The sequence below is a fragment of the Streptomyces roseus genome (genome assembly GCF_001044425.1).
In the GTDB taxonomy this organism is placed as follows: Bacteria; Actinomycetota; Actinomycetes; order Streptomycetales; family Streptomycetaceae; genus Streptomyces; species Streptomyces roseus.
In genome coordinates, this window is record NZ_LFML01000068.1 from 116,771 (window position 1) to 135,368 (window position 18,598).

At 73.0% G+C, this 18,598-nt stretch carries 13 protein-coding genes and 1 riboswitch; of the genes, 9 read left to right on the top strand and 4 right to left on the bottom strand.

What is annotated here, in order from left to right:
• A partial coding sequence (locus ACS04_RS17640; RefSeq protein ID WP_063839283.1) for a citrate synthase occupies positions 1–1,186 on the bottom strand: 1,186 nt, incomplete at its 3' end.
• 55 nt (positions 1,187–1,241) lie between these two features.
• Here ACS04_RS17640 and ACS04_RS17645 point away from each other — a divergent pair.
• Together ACS04_RS17645 and ACS04_RS17650 are read left to right on the top strand one after the other, a co-directional pair.
• A complete protein-coding gene (locus ACS04_RS17645; RefSeq protein ID WP_048477728.1) occupies positions 1,242–2,408 on the top strand; it encodes a citrate synthase in 1,167 nt (388 codons plus the stop codon).
• Between the two features lie 14 nt (positions 2,409–2,422).
• A complete protein-coding gene (locus ACS04_RS17650) occupies positions 2,423–3,595 on the top strand; it encodes a CobW family GTP-binding protein (protein WP_048477585.1) in 1,173 nt (390 codons plus the stop codon).
• Positions 3,596–3,601: 6 nt separating this feature from the next.
• Here the strand turns inward: ACS04_RS17650 and ACS04_RS17655 are convergent, their stop codons facing one another.
• Positions 3,602–5,689, bottom strand: a complete 2,088-nt coding sequence (locus ACS04_RS17655; RefSeq protein WP_209441716.1) for a restriction endonuclease — start codon at positions 5,687–5,689, stop codon at positions 3,602–3,604.
• A 100-nt stretch (positions 5,690–5,789) separates the two neighbouring features.
• Positions 5,790–8,246, bottom strand: coding sequence for a DNA gyrase/topoisomerase IV subunit A (locus tag ACS04_RS17660; protein WP_048477587.1), 2,457 nt, complete (start codon positions 8,244–8,246; stop codon positions 5,790–5,792).
• 251 nt (positions 8,247–8,497) lie between these two features.
• Here ACS04_RS17660 and ACS04_RS17665 point away from each other — a divergent pair, with 251 nt between their 5' ends.
• The 4 genes from ACS04_RS17665 (at position 8,498) to ACS04_RS17680 (ending at position 13,224) form a co-directional block, all read left to right on the top strand.
• Positions 8,498–9,853, top strand: a complete 1,356-nt coding sequence (locus tag ACS04_RS17665) for a M16 family metallopeptidase (protein ID WP_209441717.1) — start codon at positions 8,498–8,500, stop codon at positions 9,851–9,853.
• A gap of 20 nt (positions 9,854–9,873) precedes the next feature.
• Positions 9,874–11,241 carry a M16 family metallopeptidase gene (locus ACS04_RS17670; protein ID WP_048477729.1) on the top strand — a complete coding sequence of 456 codons (1,368 nt, stop codon included), beginning with the start codon at positions 9,874–9,876 and terminating at the stop codon, positions 11,239–11,241.
• Between the two features lie 184 nt (positions 11,242–11,425).
• Positions 11,426–11,585, top strand: a riboswitch (cyclic di-AMP (ydaO/yuaA leader).
• A gap of 12 nt (positions 11,586–11,597) precedes the next feature.
• Positions 11,598–12,392, top strand: coding sequence for a M23 family metallopeptidase (locus tag ACS04_RS17675; RefSeq protein WP_048477589.1), 795 nt, complete (start codon positions 11,598–11,600; stop codon positions 12,390–12,392).
• 166 nt (positions 12,393–12,558) lie between these two features.
• Complete coding sequence (locus tag ACS04_RS17680) at positions 12,559–13,224, top strand: GntR family transcriptional regulator (protein ID WP_048477590.1); 666 nt, start codon at positions 12,559–12,561, stop codon at positions 13,222–13,224.
• A gap of 176 nt (positions 13,225–13,400) precedes the next feature.
• On the opposite strand, the gene ACS04_RS17685 is transcribed toward ACS04_RS17680, so the two are convergent.
• A complete protein-coding gene (locus ACS04_RS17685) occupies positions 13,401–13,682 on the bottom strand; it encodes an HPr family phosphocarrier protein (protein WP_048477591.1) in 282 nt (93 codons plus the stop codon).
• A 184-nt stretch (positions 13,683–13,866) separates the two neighbouring features.
• Here ACS04_RS17685 and ACS04_RS17690 point away from each other — a divergent pair, with 184 nt between their 5' ends.
• The 3 genes from ACS04_RS17690 to ACS04_RS17700 all read left to right on the top strand — a co-directional run bounded on the left by ACS04_RS17690 (position 13,867) and on the right by ACS04_RS17700 (position 18,522).
• A complete protein-coding gene (locus tag ACS04_RS17690; RefSeq protein ID WP_048477592.1) occupies positions 13,867–16,650 on the top strand; it encodes a bifunctional acetate--CoA ligase family protein/GNAT family N-acetyltransferase in 2,784 nt (927 codons plus the stop codon).
• Positions 16,651–16,714: 64 nt separating this feature from the next.
• Positions 16,715–17,320, top strand: a complete 606-nt coding sequence (locus tag ACS04_RS17695; RefSeq protein ID WP_078864899.1) for a DUF5998 family protein — start codon at positions 16,715–16,717, stop codon at positions 17,318–17,320.
• Positions 17,320–18,522, top strand: coding sequence for an alkaline phosphatase family protein (locus ACS04_RS17700; protein ID WP_048477594.1), 1,203 nt, complete (start codon positions 17,320–17,322; stop codon positions 18,520–18,522). The genes ACS04_RS17695 and ACS04_RS17700 overlap by 1 nt, the downstream gene beginning before the upstream one ends.
• Positions 18,523–18,598 lie beyond the last annotated feature (76 nt).

Genomic DNA, 18,598 nt, shown 5'->3' on the forward strand with positions numbered 1-18,598 from the left:
CCTGGTACTCCTCCAACGCGTGCGCCATCCAGCCCGCGGTCCGGGACACGGCGAACACCGTCTCCCCGGCCTCGGCGGGCATCCCGCAGGACACCGTGAGCACCGCCAGCGCCAGGTCCACATTGGCGTGCAGCCCGCCCCGCCGGGCCGCCGCCGTCGCGACGACCTCGCGGGCGGCCGCCAGCGCGGGACCGGCCTGCGGCACCCCCTCCAAGCGGGCGAACAGCGCCGCGGCCCGCGGGTCCTCACCCTCGTACAGGCGGTGCCCGAGCCCCGGAACCCGCCGGCCCGCCCGCAGGTGGTCCGCGACCACGGGTGCGGCCCCGCCCCGCTCCAGCGCCTCCGCCAGCATCCGGTGCGCGAGCCGTCCGGCGGCGCCGTGCAGCGGGCCTTCCAGTACGCCGAGGCCGGCCGAGACCGCCGCGTACGGATGGGCCCGCGCGGACGCGGCCACCCGTACGGCCAGGGTGGAGGCGGCCAGATCGTGGTCGATGAGCAGGGTGAGGGCCAGGTCCAGCACGGCCAGCGCGTCCGGGTCCGGCTCCCGCGCCGTCAGCCGGCTCCACAGCTGCCGGGCCAGCCGCCCGTCCCCGCGCCAGCCGGCCGCGCCCACCTCGGGCAGTGCGCCGACCAGCGTCGGGACCAGGCAGCGCGCGGAGCCCAGTACGGCCTCCTCGGACAGGTCGAAGCGCAGCGGATCCGTCACCGCGGCGGCGGCCGTCGCCACCCGGAGCCGGTCGATCGGACCGCTGTGCTCGGGCAGCGCGGCCACCGCGCGCCGGGCGGCGGCCAGCGCCTCGGGGGGAGCCGTGAACCGTGCGCCGCGCGGCAGGGTCCCGGTCCAGAGCCACTCGGCGACTTCCTCGTAGCGGTACCTGGACGCCAGATCGACGGCGTCCACGCCCCGGAAGTAGTACCGGTCGGGCTCGATGAGCGTGAGCGAGGTGCGTACGGACAGCTCCCCACCCGGGGGCGCCGCCGCCTCGCGCCGACTGCGCAGGGCCAGGGCCTCCACCTCGCGCGCGTCGAAGCTGCTGCCACGGCCGACCGGATCGCGGCGGCTGGTGAGCTGGCCGCGGCTGACGTACGCGTACACCGTCGCGGGCTTCACCCCCAGCAGTTCCGCCGCCTGCCGGGTGCTGATCCGGCGCTCGCCGTCCGCCTGGTCGTCCGCCTGGTCGTTCATGAGGCCCACCCTACATATATTGATTCAATCAATATTGACAATGATTCAATCCATGATGGATGGTCGATCCATGAACACCACCGTCGAAGTACCCCGCGGTCTCGCGGGAGTCGTGGTCACCGAGACCGAACTCGGTGACGTCCGAGGCCGCGAGGGCTTCTACCACTACCGCCAGTACTCGGCCGTCGAGCTCGCCGCGAGCCGCACCTTCGAGGACGTGTGGCACCTGATGTTCCGCGGCTCCCTCCCGGCCGACGCCGCCGAGCGAGCCGCCTTCGCCGCCGAGATCGCCCCGCTGCGCCGACTGCCCGACGCGGTGCGCGACGCGCTGCCCGCCCTGGCCCGGGCCACCGCGCTCTCCGGCCCCCTCGCCGGGCTGCGGACCGCACTCTCCCTGCTCGGCGCCTCCGCCGGGTTCCGCCCGGTGTACGACATCGACCCCGGGCGGCGGGCCGCCGACGCGCTGGCCGCCTGCGCCGCCGTACCGACCCTGCTCACGGCCCTGCACCGGCTGGGACAGGGCCTGGAGCCGGTCGAGCCGCGCGCGGACCTCCCGTACGCCGCCAACTACCTGTACATGCTCACCGGCCGGGAACCCGACCCCGTCAAGGCGCGGGCCGTCGAGCAGTACCTGATCTCGACCATCGACCACGGCTTCAACGCCTCGACCTTCACCGCGCGCGTGATCGCCTCCACCGGCGCGGACGTCGCCGCCGCCCTCACCGGGGCGATCGGCGCCCTCTCCGGCCCGCTGCACGGCGGCGCGCCCAGCCGGGCCCTGGACACCCTGGACGCCATCGGCACGGCGGAGCGCATCGAGCCGTGGATCCGCGAGCGGGTGCTCGCCGGGGACCGGATCATGGGCTTCGGCCACCCCGTCTACCGCACCGAGGACCCGCGTTCGCGCATGCTGCGGGAGATCGCCCTCGGGTTCGGCGGCCCCCTCGTGGACTTCGCCGTGGAAGTGGAGCGCCGCGTCGAGCAGATCCTCGCCGAGCTCAAGCCGGGGCGGGAGCTGCACACCAACGTGGAGTTCTACGCCGGAGTGGTCATGGAGCTGTGTGGGCTGCCGCGCGAGATGTTCACCCCGACCTTCTGTGCGGCGCGCGTGGTCGGCTGGAGCGCGAACATCCTCGAACAGGCCGCCGATTCGAAGATCATCCGTCCGGCCGCGCGGTACGCGGGCCCGACCCCGCCCGAGCCGGTTCCGGCGCTCGGCTGACTACGATCGGCCGTGTGAACAGCAGTCAGCCCGCGCAGCAGTCCGATCAGCCGCCCGTCCGGCCGCCCGTCCAGCCCATTCCCGTCATCGTGCTGTCCGGATTCCTCGGATCCGGCAAGACGACGCTGCTCAACCACCTCCTCGGCAACCGGGGAGGCACCCGGATCGGGGTCGTCGTCAACGACTTCGGCTCGATCGAGATCGACGCGATGGCCGTGGCGGGCCAGGTCGGCGACTCCATGGTCTCGCTCGGCGGCGGCTGCCTGTGCTGCGCGGTCGACGGCAGCGAGCTGGACGCCTACCTGGAGAAGCTCTCCGCACCCGTCCACCGCATCGACGTGATCGTCATCGAGGCGAGCGGGCTGGCCGAGCCCCAGGAGATGATCCGGATGCTGGTGGCCAGCGAGAACCCGGCGATCCGGTACGGCGGGCTGGTCCAGGTCGTGGACGCGGCGGAGTTCGACGCGACCCGGGCCAAGCACCCCGAGACCGACCGCCACCTGGCCGTCGCGGACCTGGTGGTGCTGAACAAGACCGACCGGGCGGAGCCGGCCGCCCTCACCCGGATCGCATGCGAGCTGGCCGCGCTCTGCCCCGGCACACCGGTGGTGGCCGCCGACCACGGCCGGATCGATCCGGAGCTGCTCTTCGACCGGCGCCCGTGGACCGAGACCCGGGGCCAGCTGTCCTTCGAGGACCTGATCTCCCAGGCCAGGGAGTCCGGCGCAGGGGAGGAGGACTCCGGTCACGAGGACCACACCGGGCACGCCCACACGCTCTACGACAGCACGGAGTTCGTATCCGAGCAGGCCCTGAACCCGCGCCGGTTCATCGACTTCCTCGACCGCCGCCCCGCCGGGCTGTACCGGATCAAGGGCTACGTCCACTTCGGCGTCCCCGGCCACGAGGAGCGCTACGAGGTCCACGCCGTCGGCCGCTTCCTGCGCTTCGTGCCGGGCCCCTGGGGCCGGGGCGAGCCGCGCCGGAGCCAACTGGTCCTGATCGGCGCCGGTACGGACGGCCCCGCGCTCCTCGGCGAGCTGGAGGCCTGCCGCGAACCGGCCCCCCAGCACGCGCCGCCGGAGAGCATGTGGGGCGTCCTGCGCTACGTCGACCGCCCGGCGCGTCCGGCCGACGAACCCGAACCGGAGCCGCATGAGTTCGTCGCCGACCCGGAGGAGCCGTAGCGGCGGTCAGGCGACATCGACCCCGTAATCGCCCAGCAGGGACTCCAGCCCGCCGCGGTAGCCCTTGCCGCCGATCACGAAGTCCCAGTCGCCGTTGGGGCGGCGGCGGAACGAGCCGAGTACCAGCGCGGTCTCCCCGGCCCGCCCGTCGGAGACCTCCAGCCGGCCGAGTTCCTCGCCGCTCGCCGACAGCAGGCGGATGTGGGCGTCCGTGAACCCGGCCAGGTCGGCGTGCGGATCGGCGTCCGGGTCGATCGCCGCCACCAGGACCAGCCGGTCGGCGGCCGCGGGCAGGGCGTCGAAGCAGACCTCCAGAGCCGCCTTGTCCGGCTCCGCGTGCGCGCGTGCGCGCACCGAACCGTCGGGGGTCCGGGGGTTGTTGTAGAAGACGAAGTGCTCCTCGCTCAAAACCCGGTTGCCCGTGCAGACGAGGGCGCACACGTCCAGCGCGACCGAGCCCGACCAGGACATGCCGAGCACGTTGTGGTCGCCCGCGGGAGCTGCCGGCTCGGGCGCGCGCTGCGCCGGGGCGCCGCCGCCGAGCCGTCCGCGCAGCCCGTACTGGTGCAACAGCTCGACGAGATCCGCCCCGGGAACCAACTCCAGCGGCTTGCCGTTGGCGAAGGTGTACGACCCGGGCCCGAAGGACGCGGTGGTGACGAGCACCCCCTTGTTCGCCCCCTTGTCCTGGACCGTGCCGTACAGATCACGCACGGCCGTCGGCGGCACCGTGTTCCGGTAGCGCTTGACCTGTACCACGATCCGCCCGCCCCGGATCGGTGCCGGGTCCAGTGCCTCCACGTCCACCCCGCCGTCGCCCGAGCGCTGCGTGGTCACCGCCTCCATGCCCATCGCCCGGAACAGCTCGGCGACGAGGTTCTCGAAGGCGATCGGATCCATCGCGAAGAGGTCCGGCTCGTCCTCGTCCGAGCCGGCCGCCCTCCCGCCGTGGCTGACGACCCCGCCGCCGACCTCGTCGGGCCGCCGCCCGGGGCGCACCGCCGTCAGCTGGTCGGGTCGCCCCGACAGCAGGCCGCCCAGCCCCGACACCAGACAGTCCACGGCGCTGACCTGCTCCAGGCGCAGCCCCGCGAAGGCGCTGCGCTGCGCCGGCACGGTCGCCAGGACCACCCGTGCCTCCCGGCCCGTCGCCGGATCGTGGGCGTCCACGAACCCGTTGACCACCACCGAGTCGAGTACGCCGAACTCGTCCGCCGCGTACAGCTCGCGCACGACCAGCAGCATGGACTGCGCCAGCAGGTCCCGGTAGAGGCCCCGACGCTCCGTCACCGGGCGGGGCTTGATCTTGTCCTGGTCCGTGCTGGGCAGGTACTGCACCGCCCTGGCCTCCGGCACCACCGCGAATCCGGGGAGCTCCCAGTCCAGCACCAGCTGGCGCGCCGCCGGGTCGTAGGCGGCCGCCACCTGCCGGGGCAGCGCCTCGGGCCAGGCCGCGGAGGCGTACAGGGCCGCCGAGAAGTACTCCACCGCCGCCTCGGCATCGCCCCCGCGCAGGGCTGCGGCCAGCTCGGTGAGCCCGCTGTTGTGCGCCCGTACCCCGGCGAGCTGCTCGGCGGCCCACCGGTCGTACTGCTGCCGGTACGCGTCCAGTTGGCGCCGGCGCTGCGCCTCCGCGGCGCTCGCCGCCTGCCAGGCCTCGGTGTACCGGGCGTGGGCCTCCCGCTCCGCCTGCGCCCGGTGGCCGGATCCGAGCGTCCAGCCGCTGCTCTGCTGCTGGAACTGCTCGATGTGCGGCATGGGCACCGGATGCGCCAGGGCGCCGGGGTTGAAGGGCTCCAGCTCCTCGGACCGGGCCAGGGCCGAGATCCGGAACGCGGGCCCACGGCAGCCCGCCACCAGCAGCCCCTTGAGGGCCTCCACCTCGGCCTCGATCCGAGCGGTCCGCCGCAGGGCCTCGCCCTCGCGGAACTGGCGGTGGCTGCGGTTCGCGTCCCGCTCCTGGGTCCGCTGCCGGTCCCGTTCGTACGCCACCAGCCGGCGCTCCGCCTCCCGCTGCTGGATCACCTGCGTCTGCTGCTGCCGGCGCTGGGCCTCGGCCCAGTCCCCGATCAATCCGCCCGGCCGACGACTCATCAGCTCTGTACTCCCCCCACCAACACCCAGAGGGAAAACACTAGTCGGCATTCGGGTGGTACGTCCCCCCGGTCGCACCACCCGAATGCCGCAGTACGTCCTACAGCGCGCCCCCCGCCAGAGCGGCGACGACCGCGGGCAGCGCGGTCCCCGAACCGTCTCGGCGCGGGTCCACGGCCGGGAGCTCGGCCGGGCTGCCGTTCGCCCCGGCCGCACGCACCGGCGCGTTGCCGGCCCAGGCCAGCACCAGCAGGTCCTCGCCCTTCAGGAACCGCTGGCAGCGCACGCCGCCGGTGGCCCGGCCCTTGCGCGGGTACTGGTCGAACGGCGTGAGCTTCCCGGAGAGCATCGAGTCGTCCAGCGTCCCGTGCGAGCCCGCCACCGTGAACACCACGGCGTCGCGCGCCGGGTCCACCGCCGAGAAGTGGATCACCTTGGCGTTCTCGGAGAGCTTGATGCCCGCCATGCCACCCGCCGGGCGCCCCTGCGGGCGCACCTGGCCCGCCGGATAGCGCAGCAGCTGGGCGTCGTCGGTGAGGAAGACCAGATCCTCCTCGCCCGTGCGCAGTTCGACCGCGCCGACGATCCGGTCGCCCTCCTTGAGGGTGATGACCTCCAGCTCGTCCTTGTTCGCCGGGTAGTCCGGCACGACCCGCTTGACCACGCCCTGCTCGGTGCCGAGCGCCAGGCCCTGGGAGGACTCGTCCAGCGAGGTCAGGCAGATCACCTTCTCGTCCGCCTCCAGCCCGGAGAGGAACTCCGAGACCGGCGCCCCGCCCGCCAGGTTCGGCGCGGCGTGGGTGTCCGGCAGCTGCGGCAGGTCGATCACCGCGAGCCGCAGGAGCCGCCCGTACGAGGTGACCACGCCCACGTCGGCCCGGGCCGACGCGGCGACCTGCGAGACGATCAGGTCGTGCTTCGCGCGGGCGCCGCCCTCCTCCTCCGGCAGCGGGTCGCCGTTGGCCGTGCGCGCCAGCAGGCCCGTCGAGGACAGCAGGACCCGGCACGGGTCGTCCGCCACCTCCAGCGGGACCGCGGCGACCGCCGTGCCCGCCGACTCCAGCAGGACCGTACGGCGCTCGGTGCCGAACTTCTTGGCGACCGCGGCCAGTTCCGTGGAGACCAGCTTGCGCAGCTCCGTGTCGGAGTCCAGGATCCCGGTCAGCTCGTCGATCTCGCCCGTCAGCCGGTCGCGCTCGGACTCCAGCTCGATCCGGTCGAAGCGCGTCAGGCGGCGCAGCGGGGTGTCCAGGATGTACTGCGTCTGGATCTCGCTCAGCGAGAAGCGCTCGATGAGCCGCTCCTTCGCCTGCGCCGAGTTGTCGCTGTCCCGGATGATCCGGATGACCTCGTCGATGTCGACCAGGGCCACGAGCAGGCCCTCGACCAGGTGCAGCCGGTCGCGCCGCTTGCCGCGGCGGAACTCGCTGCGGCGGCGCACGACCTCGAAGCGGTGGTCGAGGTAGACCTCCAGCAGCTCCTTGAGGCCCAGGGTCAGCGGCTGGCCGTCGACCAGCGCGACGTTGTTGATGCCGAAGGACTCCTCCATCGGCGTCAGCTTGTACAGCTGCTCCAGGACGGCCTCCGGGTGGAAGCCGTTCTTGATCTCGATGACCAGGCGCAGGCCGTGCGAGCGGTCGGTGAGGTCCTTGACGTCCGCGATGCCCTGGAGCTTCTTGGAGCCGACCAGGTCCTTGATCTTCGCGATGACCTTCTCGGGGCCGACCGTGAAGGGCAGTTCCGTGACGACCAGGCCCTTGCGGCGCGCCGTCACGTTCTCCACGGCCACCGTGGCGCGGATCTTGAACGTCCCGCGGCCGTTCTCGTAGGCGTCCTTGATCCCCGAGAGGCCCACGATCCGGCCGCCCGTGGGCAGGTCCGGACCCGGTACGAAGCGCATCAGCGCCTCCAGGTCCGCCTGCGGGTAGCGGATCAGGTGGCGGGCGGCCGCGATGACCTCGCCCAGGTTGTGCGGGGGCATGTTGGTGGCCATGCCGACCGCGATCCCGGACGCGCCGTTGACCAGCAGATTCGGGTACGCCGCGGGCAGCGCGACCGGTTCCCGCTCCTGGCCGTCGTAGTTGGCGGTGAAGTCGACGGTGTCCTCGTCGATCGACTCCGTCATCAGCGACGTGGCGTCCGCCATCTTGCACTCGGTGTAACGCATCGCGGCCGGCGGGTCGTCGTTGCCGAGCGAACCGAAGTTGCCGTGGCCGTCGACCAGCGGCAGCCGCATCGAGAAGGGCTGGGCCATGCGCACGAGGGCGTCGTAGATCGACGCGTCACCGTGCGGGTGCAGCTTGCCCATGACCTCGCCGACGACGCGGGCGCACTTCACGTAGCCGCGGTCGGGGCGCAGGCCCATCTCGTTCATCTGGTAGACGATGCGCCGGTGTACCGGCTTCATGCCGTCCCGGGCGTCGGGCAGGGCGCGGGAGTAGATCACCGAGTACGCGTACTCGAGGAAGGAGCCCTGCATTTCGTCGACGACGTCGATGTCGAGGATCTTCTCCTCGAAATCCTCCGGCGGCGGGGTCTTCGTGCTGCGGCGGGCCATCGCTGCGCGGCTCCTTAACCAAGAAAGAAAGTGTGCTGGGGGTCTGGCGGGTGGCTGGCTGTCTGATCGGCGTGGACGGGGTTGTCGCGGACCATTGTGGCCCGAGGCACCGACAACGCCGACTCCGACCCTGGGGTCACCCCCGGACGGAGGCGCGGGTGAGTGTCAGCGGGAACTTCTCCGGTGCCCGACGCGCTTGCATACAGTGGCAGGTCTGACGGAAAACTCTGCATCGCGATCGAAGGGACCACATGCCCATGGGTCACACGGCCACAGCCCAGGCCGGCTCCGGCGGCCTGACAGCGACCGAGCACCGGCTGGCCAACGGCCTGCGCGTGGTGCTCTCGGAGGATCACCTGACCCCGGTCGCCGCGGTCTGCCTCTGGTACGACGTCGGCTCGCGCCACGAAGTCAAGGGACGGACCGGCCTGGCTCACCTCTTCGAGCACCTGATGTTCCAGGGCTCGGCGAGCGTACCCGGCAACGGGCACTTCGAGCTGGTCCAGGGGGCCGGCGGTTCGCTCAACGGCACCACCAGCTTCGAGCGCACCAACTACTTCGAGACGATGCCGACCCACCAGCTGGAGCTCGCGCTCTGGCTGGAAGCCGACCGCATGGGCTCGCTGCTGGCCGCCCTGGACGAGGAGTCCATGGAGAACCAGCGCGACGTCGTCAAGAACGAGCGCCGCCAGCGGTACGACAACGTCCCGTACGGCACGGCCTTCGAGAAGCTGACCGCCCTCGCCTACCCCGAGGGCCACCCGTACCACCACACCCCGATCGGCTCCATGGCCGACCTGGACGCGGCCTCCCTGGAGGACGCCCGCGCCTTCTTCCGCACGTACTACGCACCCAACAACGCGGTGCTGTCGGTCGTCGGCGACATCGACCCCGAGCAGACGCTCGCCTGGGTCGAGAAGTACTTCGGCACCATCCCCGGGCACGACGGCAAGCAGCCGCCGCGCGACGGCACGCTGCCCGAGATCATGGGCGGCCAGCTGCGCGAGGAGATCGTCGAGGAGGTCCCGGCCCGCGCGCTGATGGCCGCCTACCGGCTCCCGCACGATGGCACCCGCGAGTGCGACGCCGCCGACGTGGCGCTGACCGTGCTGGGCGGCGGCGAGTCCTCCCGGCTCCACAACCGCCTCGTACGCCGGGACCAGACGGCGGTCGCCGCCGGCTTCGGCATGCTGCGGCTCGCCGGCGCCCCCTCCCTGGGCTGGCTGGACGTGAAGACCTCCAGCGGCGTCGAGGTGCCCGCCATCGAGGCGGCCGTCGACGAGGAGCTCGCGCGGTTCGCCGCCGAGGGCCCCACGGCCGAGGAGATGGAGCGTGCCCAGGCACAGCTGGAGCGGGAGTGGCTGGACCGGCTCAGCACGGTGGCCGGGCGCGCCGACGAACTGTGCCGCTACGCGGTGCTGTTCGGCGACCCGCAGCTGGCGCTGACCGCCGTCGGGCGCGTCCTCGACATCACCGCCGAGGAGGTGCAGGCCGTGGCCGCGGCCCGACTGCGCCCCGACAACCGCGCGGTGCTGGTGTACGAGCCGCTCCCGGCAGAAGCCGGCGAGAACGGTGAGAGCGACGAGAACGAAGGGGCGGAGCAGTGAGCGACACCGCAGCCGTCACGATGACCTTCCACCCGCAGCCCCAGCCCGGCCAGGCCCGGCCGTGGGCCTTCCCGGCCCCCGAGCGCGGCGCGCTGCCCAACGGCCTGACCGTGCTGCGCTGCCACCGGCCCGGCCAGCAGGTCGTCGCGGTCGAGGTCAACCTCGCCGCCCCGCTGGACGCCGAGCCCGAGGGCTTGGACGGCGTGGCGACCATCATGGCCCGCGCGCTGTCCGAGGGCACCGACAAGCGCTCCGCCGAGGAGTTCGCGGCCGAGCTGGAGCGCTGCGGCGCCACTCTCGACGCGCACGCCGACCACCCGGGCCTGCGGGTCTCCCTGGAGGTCCCGGCCTCCCGCCTGCACAAGGCGCTCGGCCTGCTCGCCGAGGCGCTGCGCGCCCCGGCCTTCGCCGACAGCGAGGTCGACCGGCTGGTGCGCAACCGGCTCGACGAGATCCCGCACGAGCTGGCCAACCCGCAGCGCCGGGCCGCCAAGGAGCTCTCCCGGCAGCTCTTCCCGCCGACCCTGCGGATGTCCCGGCCGCGCCAGGGCACCGAGGAGACGGTCGCCCGGATCGACTCGGCGGCCGTACGCGCCTTCTACGAGGCCCACGTACGCCCCGCCACCGCCACCGCGGTGGTCGTCGGCGACCTGACCGGCATCGACCTGGACGACGTCCTGGGGGAGACCCTGGGCGCCTGGACCGGCGACTGTGCCGAGCCGCTCCCGGTCCCGCCGGTCACCGCCGACGACACCGGCCGCGTGGTCATCGTGGACCGGCCCGGCGCGGTCCAGACGCAGCTGCTCATCGGCCGCATCGGGCCGGACCGGCACGAGCGGGTCTGGCCGGCGCAGGTGCTCGGCACGTACTGCCTGGGCGGCACCCTCACCTCGCGCCTGGACAAGGTGCTGCGCGAGGAGAAGGGGTACACGTACGGCGTGCGCGCCTTCGGCCAGGTGCTGCGCTCCACGGCCGACGGCAAGGGCGCCTCGATGCTCGCCATCAGCGGCTCGGTGGACACCCCCAACACCGGTCCGGCGCTCGACGACCTCTGGAAGGTGCTCCGCACCCTCGCGGAGGGCGGCCTGACCGACGCCGAACGGGACGTGGCGGTGCAGAACTTGGTGGGAGTGGCCCCGCTGAAGTTCGAGACGGCCGCGGCCGTCGCCGGCACGCTCGCCGACCAGGTCGAGCAGGAGCTCCCGGACGACTACCAGGCGCGGTTGTACGCGCAGCTGGCCCAAACGGGCACGGTGGAGGCGACGTCGGCCGTCTTGGCCGCCTTCCCGGTGGACCGCCTGGTCACGGTCCTGGTGGGCGACGCCGCGCAGATCGAGGAGCCGGTACGGGCACTGGGCATCGGCGAGGTCACCGTCGTCACCAACTGACCTGCATTCCAAGGGGCTCCGGCGGCTTGTCCGCCGGGGCCCCTTTTGTCTATTTCGTGGAGAGGCTACTCGTATGGGGTGTGGCGTATGCAACAAAAACGCGCGCCTGTTTGGCGATTGACTGATGATCCGCCTAGCGTCAGCCGTGCTGTCCGTCAGTTGTACCCGCCGCATCCGCGGCACCGGGCAGCGATCGCCGAGTCCCCGTCAGGCGCGAGCCTGGGGAGCCGGGGACCCACATGCGTCCCTGGGGTGAATCGGACCGCCTCGCAAGAGGGGGCCCGTAGGAGACCTTCCTGCTCCGAACCCGTCAGCTAACCCGGTAGGCGAGAGGGAAGGAAAGGATCAACCTCTTCATGGCGTTTGGCAGTCGTGCCGCCGGTAAGCACCGTGGTTCCAGTCGTCTGAGCCGCAAGACCGCCGGTTACGCCGGCATCGCCGCCCTCGCCACCACCGGTGTCGTCGGCTCCCTCGCAGGCCCGGCGTTCGCCGCGTCGGACAAGGCCCCCTCCATGGAGGACACCGGCCTGAACGCGGTCGTGACCGCCGAGGACCTCCAGGGCCAGATCGAGGCCCAGGCCGACGCCCAGGAGCACGCGGCCGAGGCCGCGGCCCTCAAGGCGAAGGCGGAAGCAGAGGCCAAGGCCCGCGCCGCAGAGGCCAAGCAGAAGGCCGAGGAGAAGGCGAAGGCCGAGCGGGAGGCCGCCGAGCGCGCCGCCCGCGAGGAGGAGCGCAAGCGCCTCAACACCTTCGTGGTCCCCGTCGAGGACTCCTACGTCAGCACCCAGTGGCACGCGGGCGGCGGCATGTGGTCCTCCGGCAGCCACACCGGCATCGACTTCCATGCCGCGTCCGGCACCACCGTGCACGCGGTCGGCACCGGCACCGTGGTCGAGGCGGGCTGGGGCGGCGCGTACGGCAACAACGTCGTCATCAAGCACGCCGACGGCACGTACACGCAGTACGGCCACATGTCCTCGCTGAGCGTCTCCGTCGGCGACCAGGTCAGCGCCGGCCAGCAGATCGGCCTGTCCGGCTCCACCGGCAACTCCAGCGGCCCGCACCTGCACTTCGAGGCCCGTACCGGCGCCCAGTACGGCTCGGACATCGACCCGGTCGCGTACCTGCGCAGCCACGGCGTCGACGTCTGACCCGCACCACCCCGCACTCACCGAAGGCCCCGGCTCCCCGAGCCGGGGCCTTCGTGCTGGCTGTAAACACCCGCTATTTCCGCTCGCGCTCGGAATTTATCGCCCGGTGCAATAGAGTCCCCGTAAGGTGGTCGGTCGGCAGTCGGAAATAGGCGGAGGTCCGGACTTGCGAATTCCTGCGCACGCGGTATGCACGGCAATCCGCGAAGACATCGTCTCCGGGGTCTTCGAACCGGGCGCCCGGCTGACCGAGGAACTGCTGGCCCGCCGGTACGGGGTCTCCCGCGTCCCCGTCCGTGAGGCGCTGCGGACCCTGGAGTCGGAGGGCTTCGTCACCACCCGGCGGCACGCGGGCGCCTGCGTCGCCGAACCCACCGAGCAGGAGGCGGCCGACCTCCTGGAGCTGCGGCTGGTGCTGGAGCCGCTGGCGGCCGCGCGCGCGGCCCGGCGGCGCACCGAGGGCCACCTCAGGGTGCTCCGCGGGCTGGTCAGGCTGGGCCAGGAGCGGGCCCGGCGCGGCCAGGGCGAGGACCTGCGGTCCCTGGGCGGCTGGTTCCACGAGACCCTGGCCCAGGCCTCCGGCAGCCCCGGGCTGATCGTGCTGCTCACGCAGATGCGCCACAAGGTCGCCTGGATGTACGCCGTGGAGGCGCCGGCCCGGCCCGTGGACTCCTGGGCGGAGCACGGCGCGATCGTGGACGCGGTCGCGCGCGGGGACGCCGAACGGGCCCGCGCGCTGACGGCGATGCACGCGGACCGCGCCGCCGGGGCGCACCGGCTGCGCGTGAGGACTTCGCAACATGCCGTAAACACGGCGGGCGGTCGGCATTAACAATAGGCGGGTATCAAAGAGTGGGACCCGCGATTTAATTCACGCCGTTCATGCTCTCACCCTGCTCGCCGGGTTAATTCCCGAATACGGAAGAGGCGCGAAACGCGGAAGCCGCGGCCACCGGAATATCGGTGGTGGCCGCGGCTCCTGCGTGTGCCCGGGGTGAACCCGAAGGGTCAGACGGTCTCGGGGAGCTCTTCCAGACCCTCGGCGACCAGCTTCGCGAGGCGGTCCAGCGCCGCCTCGGCGCCCTCGGCGTCGGACGCGAGGACGATCTCCTCGCCGCCCTGCGCGCCCAGGCCCAGCACCGCGAGCATGGACGCGGCGTTGACGGGGTTCCCGTCGGCCTTCGCGATGGTCACCGGGACGCCGGAAGCGGTCGTCGCGCGGACGAAGATCGAGGCGGGACGAGCGTGCAGGCCCTCGGCCCAGCCGACGTTGACGCGGCGCTCTGCCATGGTGATGCCCTTCAGGTTCTTACGGTTGTCTAGACCAGTCTCTCACGACGCTCCTCATGCTCGGACCGACCTTCGGCCCGAATCCACCGCCGTTCGACCTACCCCAGCTTGCACTGGTTTGCCCGTGCTTGCCGCGTGCGCCGCGCAGGAGCCGTTCGGCCGGTCCTGGCCTTAAGATCGCCGCATGACCACCGCGTCGGACCCCTCGTACCCGGCCCACTGGGAAGCGGACGTCGTCCTGCGCGACGGCGGCACCGCCCGGATCCGGCCGATCACCACGGAGGACGCGGGCCGGCTGGTCAGCTTCTACGAGCAGGTCTCCGACGAGTCGAAGTACTACCGTTTCTTCGCGCCCTACCCCCGGCTCTCCGCCCGCGACGTGCACCGCTTCACCCACCACGACTACGTGGACCGGGTCGGGCTCGCGGCGACCGTCGGCGAGGAGTTCATCGGCACCGTCCGCTACGACCGGATCGGCCCCGACGGCCGGCCCGCCTCCGCACCCGCCGACGAGGCCGAGGTCGCCTTCCTCGTCCAGGACGCCCACCAGGGCCGCGGGGTCGCCTCCGCGCTGCTCGAACACATCGGCGCGGTCGCCCGCGAGCGGGACATCCGCCGGTTCGCCGCCGAGGTGCTGCCCGCCAACAACAAGATGATCAAGGTGTTCAAGGACGCCGGGTACGAGCAGAAGCGCAGCTTCGAGGACGGCTCCGTCCACCTCACCCTCGACCTCGAACCCACCGCCGAGTCCCTGGCCGTGCAGCGCGCCCGCGAGCAGCGCGCCGAGGCCCGCTCCGTGCAGCGGCTGCTGACCCCCCGCTCGGTGGCCGTCATCGGCGTCAGCCGCTCCGGCGGTGGCGTCGGCGCGGCGGCCCTGCGCAACCTGCGCGACAGCGGCTTCCGCGGCCACCTCTACGCCGTGAACGAGGCCGCCACCACCGATCTGCTGGACGGCGTACGGGCCTACCGCGCGCTCGGCGCCGTCGGGGCCCCCGTCGACCTCGCGGTGATCGCGGTCCCCGCCGAGCGCGTCCCCGAGGCCGTGGCCGCCTGCGGCGAGCACGGGGTGCAGGGGCTCGTGGTGCTGTCCGCCGGGTACGGGGAGAGCGGCGCCGCCGGCCTCGACCGCCAGCGCGAACTGGTGCGCCAGGTGCGCTCGTACGGGATGCGGCTGATCGGACCCAACGCGTACGGCGTGATCAACACCGCCCCCGAGGTCGGGCTCAACGCCTCCCTGACCCCGGCGCCCGCCCCGGCCCGCGGCCGCATCGGGCTGTTCACCCAGTCCGGGGCCATCGGCATCTCGCTGCTCTCCGCGCTGCTGCGGCGGGGCGAGGGGCTGTCGTCCTTCGTCTCGGCGGGCAACCGGGCGGACGTCTCCGGGAACGACATCCTCCAGTACTGGTACGAGGACGAGGCCACCGACGTGGCGCTGATGTACCTCGAAACCCTGGGCAACCCGCGGAAGTTCACCCGCCTCGCGCGGCGCACGGCGGCCGTGAAGCCGGTGGTCGTCGCGCGGGGCGGCCGCCACACCCCCGCGGGCCACGTGGTCCCCGGGACCAGACTGCCGGAGGCCACCGTCTCCGCCCTGCTGCGCCAGGCCGGGGTGATCCGGGTCGGCACGGTGACGGAGCTGGTGGACGTCGGACTGCTGCTGGCCTCGCAGCCGCTGCCGGCCGGGCCGCGCGTGGCGATCCTCGGGAACTCCGAGTCGCTCGGAGTCCTCTCGTACGACGCCTGCCTCGCGCAGGGGCTGCGGCCCGGAGCCCCGCAGGACCTGACGACCGCGGCGACGGCGGCGGACTTCCGCACGGCACTGGGCGAGGCCCTCGGCTCCGCCGAGAGCGACGCGGTGATCGTCACCGTGATCCCGTGGGTGAACGAGCAGGAGCCGCAGGACGACCTGGCGGGCGCCCTGCGCGACGCGGTCGCCGCGCACCCCGGCAAGCCGGTGGCGGTGGTCCACGTGGAGTTGGCCGAGCTCGTCGACGCCCTGTCCCCGGCCGGGGCGCTGGCTCCGCGCACGCGCCCCACCGACGAGGACGAGGGCGGATACGCCAGACCGGACGTGCGGATCCCGGCGTACCCGGCCGCCGAGCGCGCCGTACGCGCGGTCGCCGAGGCCGTCCGCTACGGCCAGTGGCGCCGGGCCGTCGCCGACACCGGACAGGTCCCCGAGTACGAGGACATCGACGAGGCCGGGGCCGCCGCCCGGCTCGCCGCCCTCCTCGCCGACTTCGGCGCGGGGCAAGGCTCCGATGAGGGCGCCGGCGCGGGCGTCCTCACCCTCACCGAGCCCGACGCCGCCGCGCTCCTCGCCCACTACGGGATCAGGGTCCTGCCCACCCTGCCCGCGCCCTCCGCCGACGCCGCCGTCCGGGCCGCCCGGAGCCTGGGCTACCCCGTCGCCCTCAAGACCACCGCCCCGCACCTGCGCCACCGCGCGGACCTGGGCGGCGTACGCCTCGACCTCGCGACCGAGGCCGACCTGCGCCGCTCGTACGAGGAGCTGACCGGCCTCCTCGGCACCCCCGGCGAACTGCTCCCCGTGGTCCAGGCCATGGTGCCGCGCGGGGTCGACACCGTCGTGCGGTCCGTCATCGACCCGGCCGCCGGAGCCGTCCTCTCCTTCGGGCTCGCCGGCGTCGCCTCGGAGCTGCTCGGCGACACCGCCCACCGCCTCGTCCCCGCCACCGACCGGGACGCCGCCGGGCTGATCCGGTCCATCCGGACCGCGCCCCTCCTCTTCGGCTGGCGCGGCAGCGACCCCGTCGACACCGCCGCCCTCGAAGAGCTCCTGCTGCGGCTGTCCCGGCTCGTCGACGCCCACCCCGAGGTGGTCGGCGTCACGCTCGAACCCGTGGTCGTCGCCACCGAGGGCCTCTCGGTACTCGGCGCCACCGTCCGGGTCGCCCACCCGCCGGCCCGCACCGACCTCGGCCCCCGCACGCTCCCGAGCTACTGACCGGCACCGCAACCTCGGGAAGACGCGTCCGCGCGCGCCCGGGGTGCCCCGTACGGGCCTTAGGATGGACCCCATGGCGAAATCCGGTACGACGACCCAGGGGCTGCGCACGGCGATCGAGCGCAGCGGCTACTACCCGGCCCTCGTGGCCGAGGCCGTGGAGGCCGCGGTGGGCGGCGAGCCGATCTCGTCGTACCTGGTCCACCAGGAGACGACCTTCGACTCCAACGAGGTGCGCCGGCACGTCACGGTCCTGGTCCTGACGGGCAACCGCTTCATCGTGAGCCACACCGACGAGCAGGCCGCCGACGCCGGGTCCCCGTCCCCGTACGCGACCACCTCCACCGAGTCCGTCAAGATCGGCGCGATCTCCTCCGTCGTGCTCAGCCGCGTCGTCGCCAACCCCGAGTCGTACACCCCGGGCACCCTGCCCCGCGAGGTCGTCCTGACCATCGGCTGGGGCGCGGTCTCCCGGATCGACCTGGAGCCCGCCGCCTGCGGCGACCCGAACTGCGACTCCGACCACGGCTACACCGGCAACTCCACCGCCGACGACCTCAGCCTGCGCGTCAGCGAGGCCGGCGACGGCCCGGAGGCGGTCCGCCAGACCCTCGTCTTCGCGCAGGCGCTCAGTGAGGCAACGGCAGCCACGTCCACCTCCGCCCGCTGATGTCCCATTTCGCACCGTCGAACTGGGACGAGCCGGAGCTGCTGGACCTCACCGGCGCCCCCGTCCCGGAGTACGGCACCGGCTCGCTCGCCGACCTGCTGCCGACCCTAGTGGCCGGCCAGGGCGTTCCCGGGTTCACCGCCTCGATCCCCGAGCTCACCCCGGCCGACCGGAACTGCGTGTTCCTCGTCGACGGCATGGGCTGGGAGCAGATCAAGGCCCACCCGGACGAGGCCCCGTACCTGAACTCCCTCCTCGGCACCTCGCGCGGCGGCACCGGGCGCCCGATCACCGCGGGCTTCCCCGCGACCACCGCCACCTCGCTGGCCTCCGTCGGCACCGGCCTGCCGCCCGCCCGGCACGGCCTGCCCGGTTACACCGTGCGCAACCCGGCCACCGGCGAGCTGATGAACCAGCTCCGCTGGCACCCGTGGACCCCGCCGAAGCCCTGGCAGCCGTACCCGACCGTCTTCCAGCTGGCCGACAAGGCGGGGGTGGCCACGGCCCAGGTGTCCTCGCCCGCCTTCCAGACCACCCCGCTCACCAAGGTCGCGCTGAGCGGCGGCACCTTCCTCGGCCGGATGACCGGCGAGGAGCGGATGGACCTCGCGGGCGAGCGCCTCGCCGCGGGCGACCGCTCGCTGGTGTACACGTACTACAGCGAGCTCGACGGAGCCGGCCACCGGCACGGCGTGAACTCCGACGCCTGGCGCGGCCAGCTGATGTACGTCGACCGGCTCGTGCAGCGGCTCGCCGGACAACTCCCGCCGCGCACCGCGCTGTACGTGACCGCCGACCACGGCATGGTGGACATCCCCTTCGACGAGGACTCCCGGATCGACTACGACGAGGACTGGGAGCTGGGCGCGGGCGTGGCCCTGCTCGGCGGCGAGGGCCGGGCCCGGCACGTGTACGCAGTCCCCGGCGCCGAGGCCGACGTCCTGACCGTGTGGCGCGAGGTGCTGGGCGACCGGTTCTGGATCGCGAGCCGCGAAGAGGCCCTGGAGCTGGGCTGGTTCGGCCCGCCGGGGGAGTGCGACGAGCGCGTCCTCGGCCGGATCGGCGACGTGGTCGCCGCCGCGCAGGCCGATGCCGCGATCACCGCGTCCGTGAACGAACCCAACGAATCGGCGCTCGCCGGGATGCACGGCTCCATGACGGCGGCGGAGCAGCTGGTTCCGCTGCTCGAAATCCGCACCTGAGACGACCGACCCGCACACCTCCCCCGCCCGCCCCGTACGCCGCTCCCGCCGACCACGACTCGAAAGGCCCCGTTCC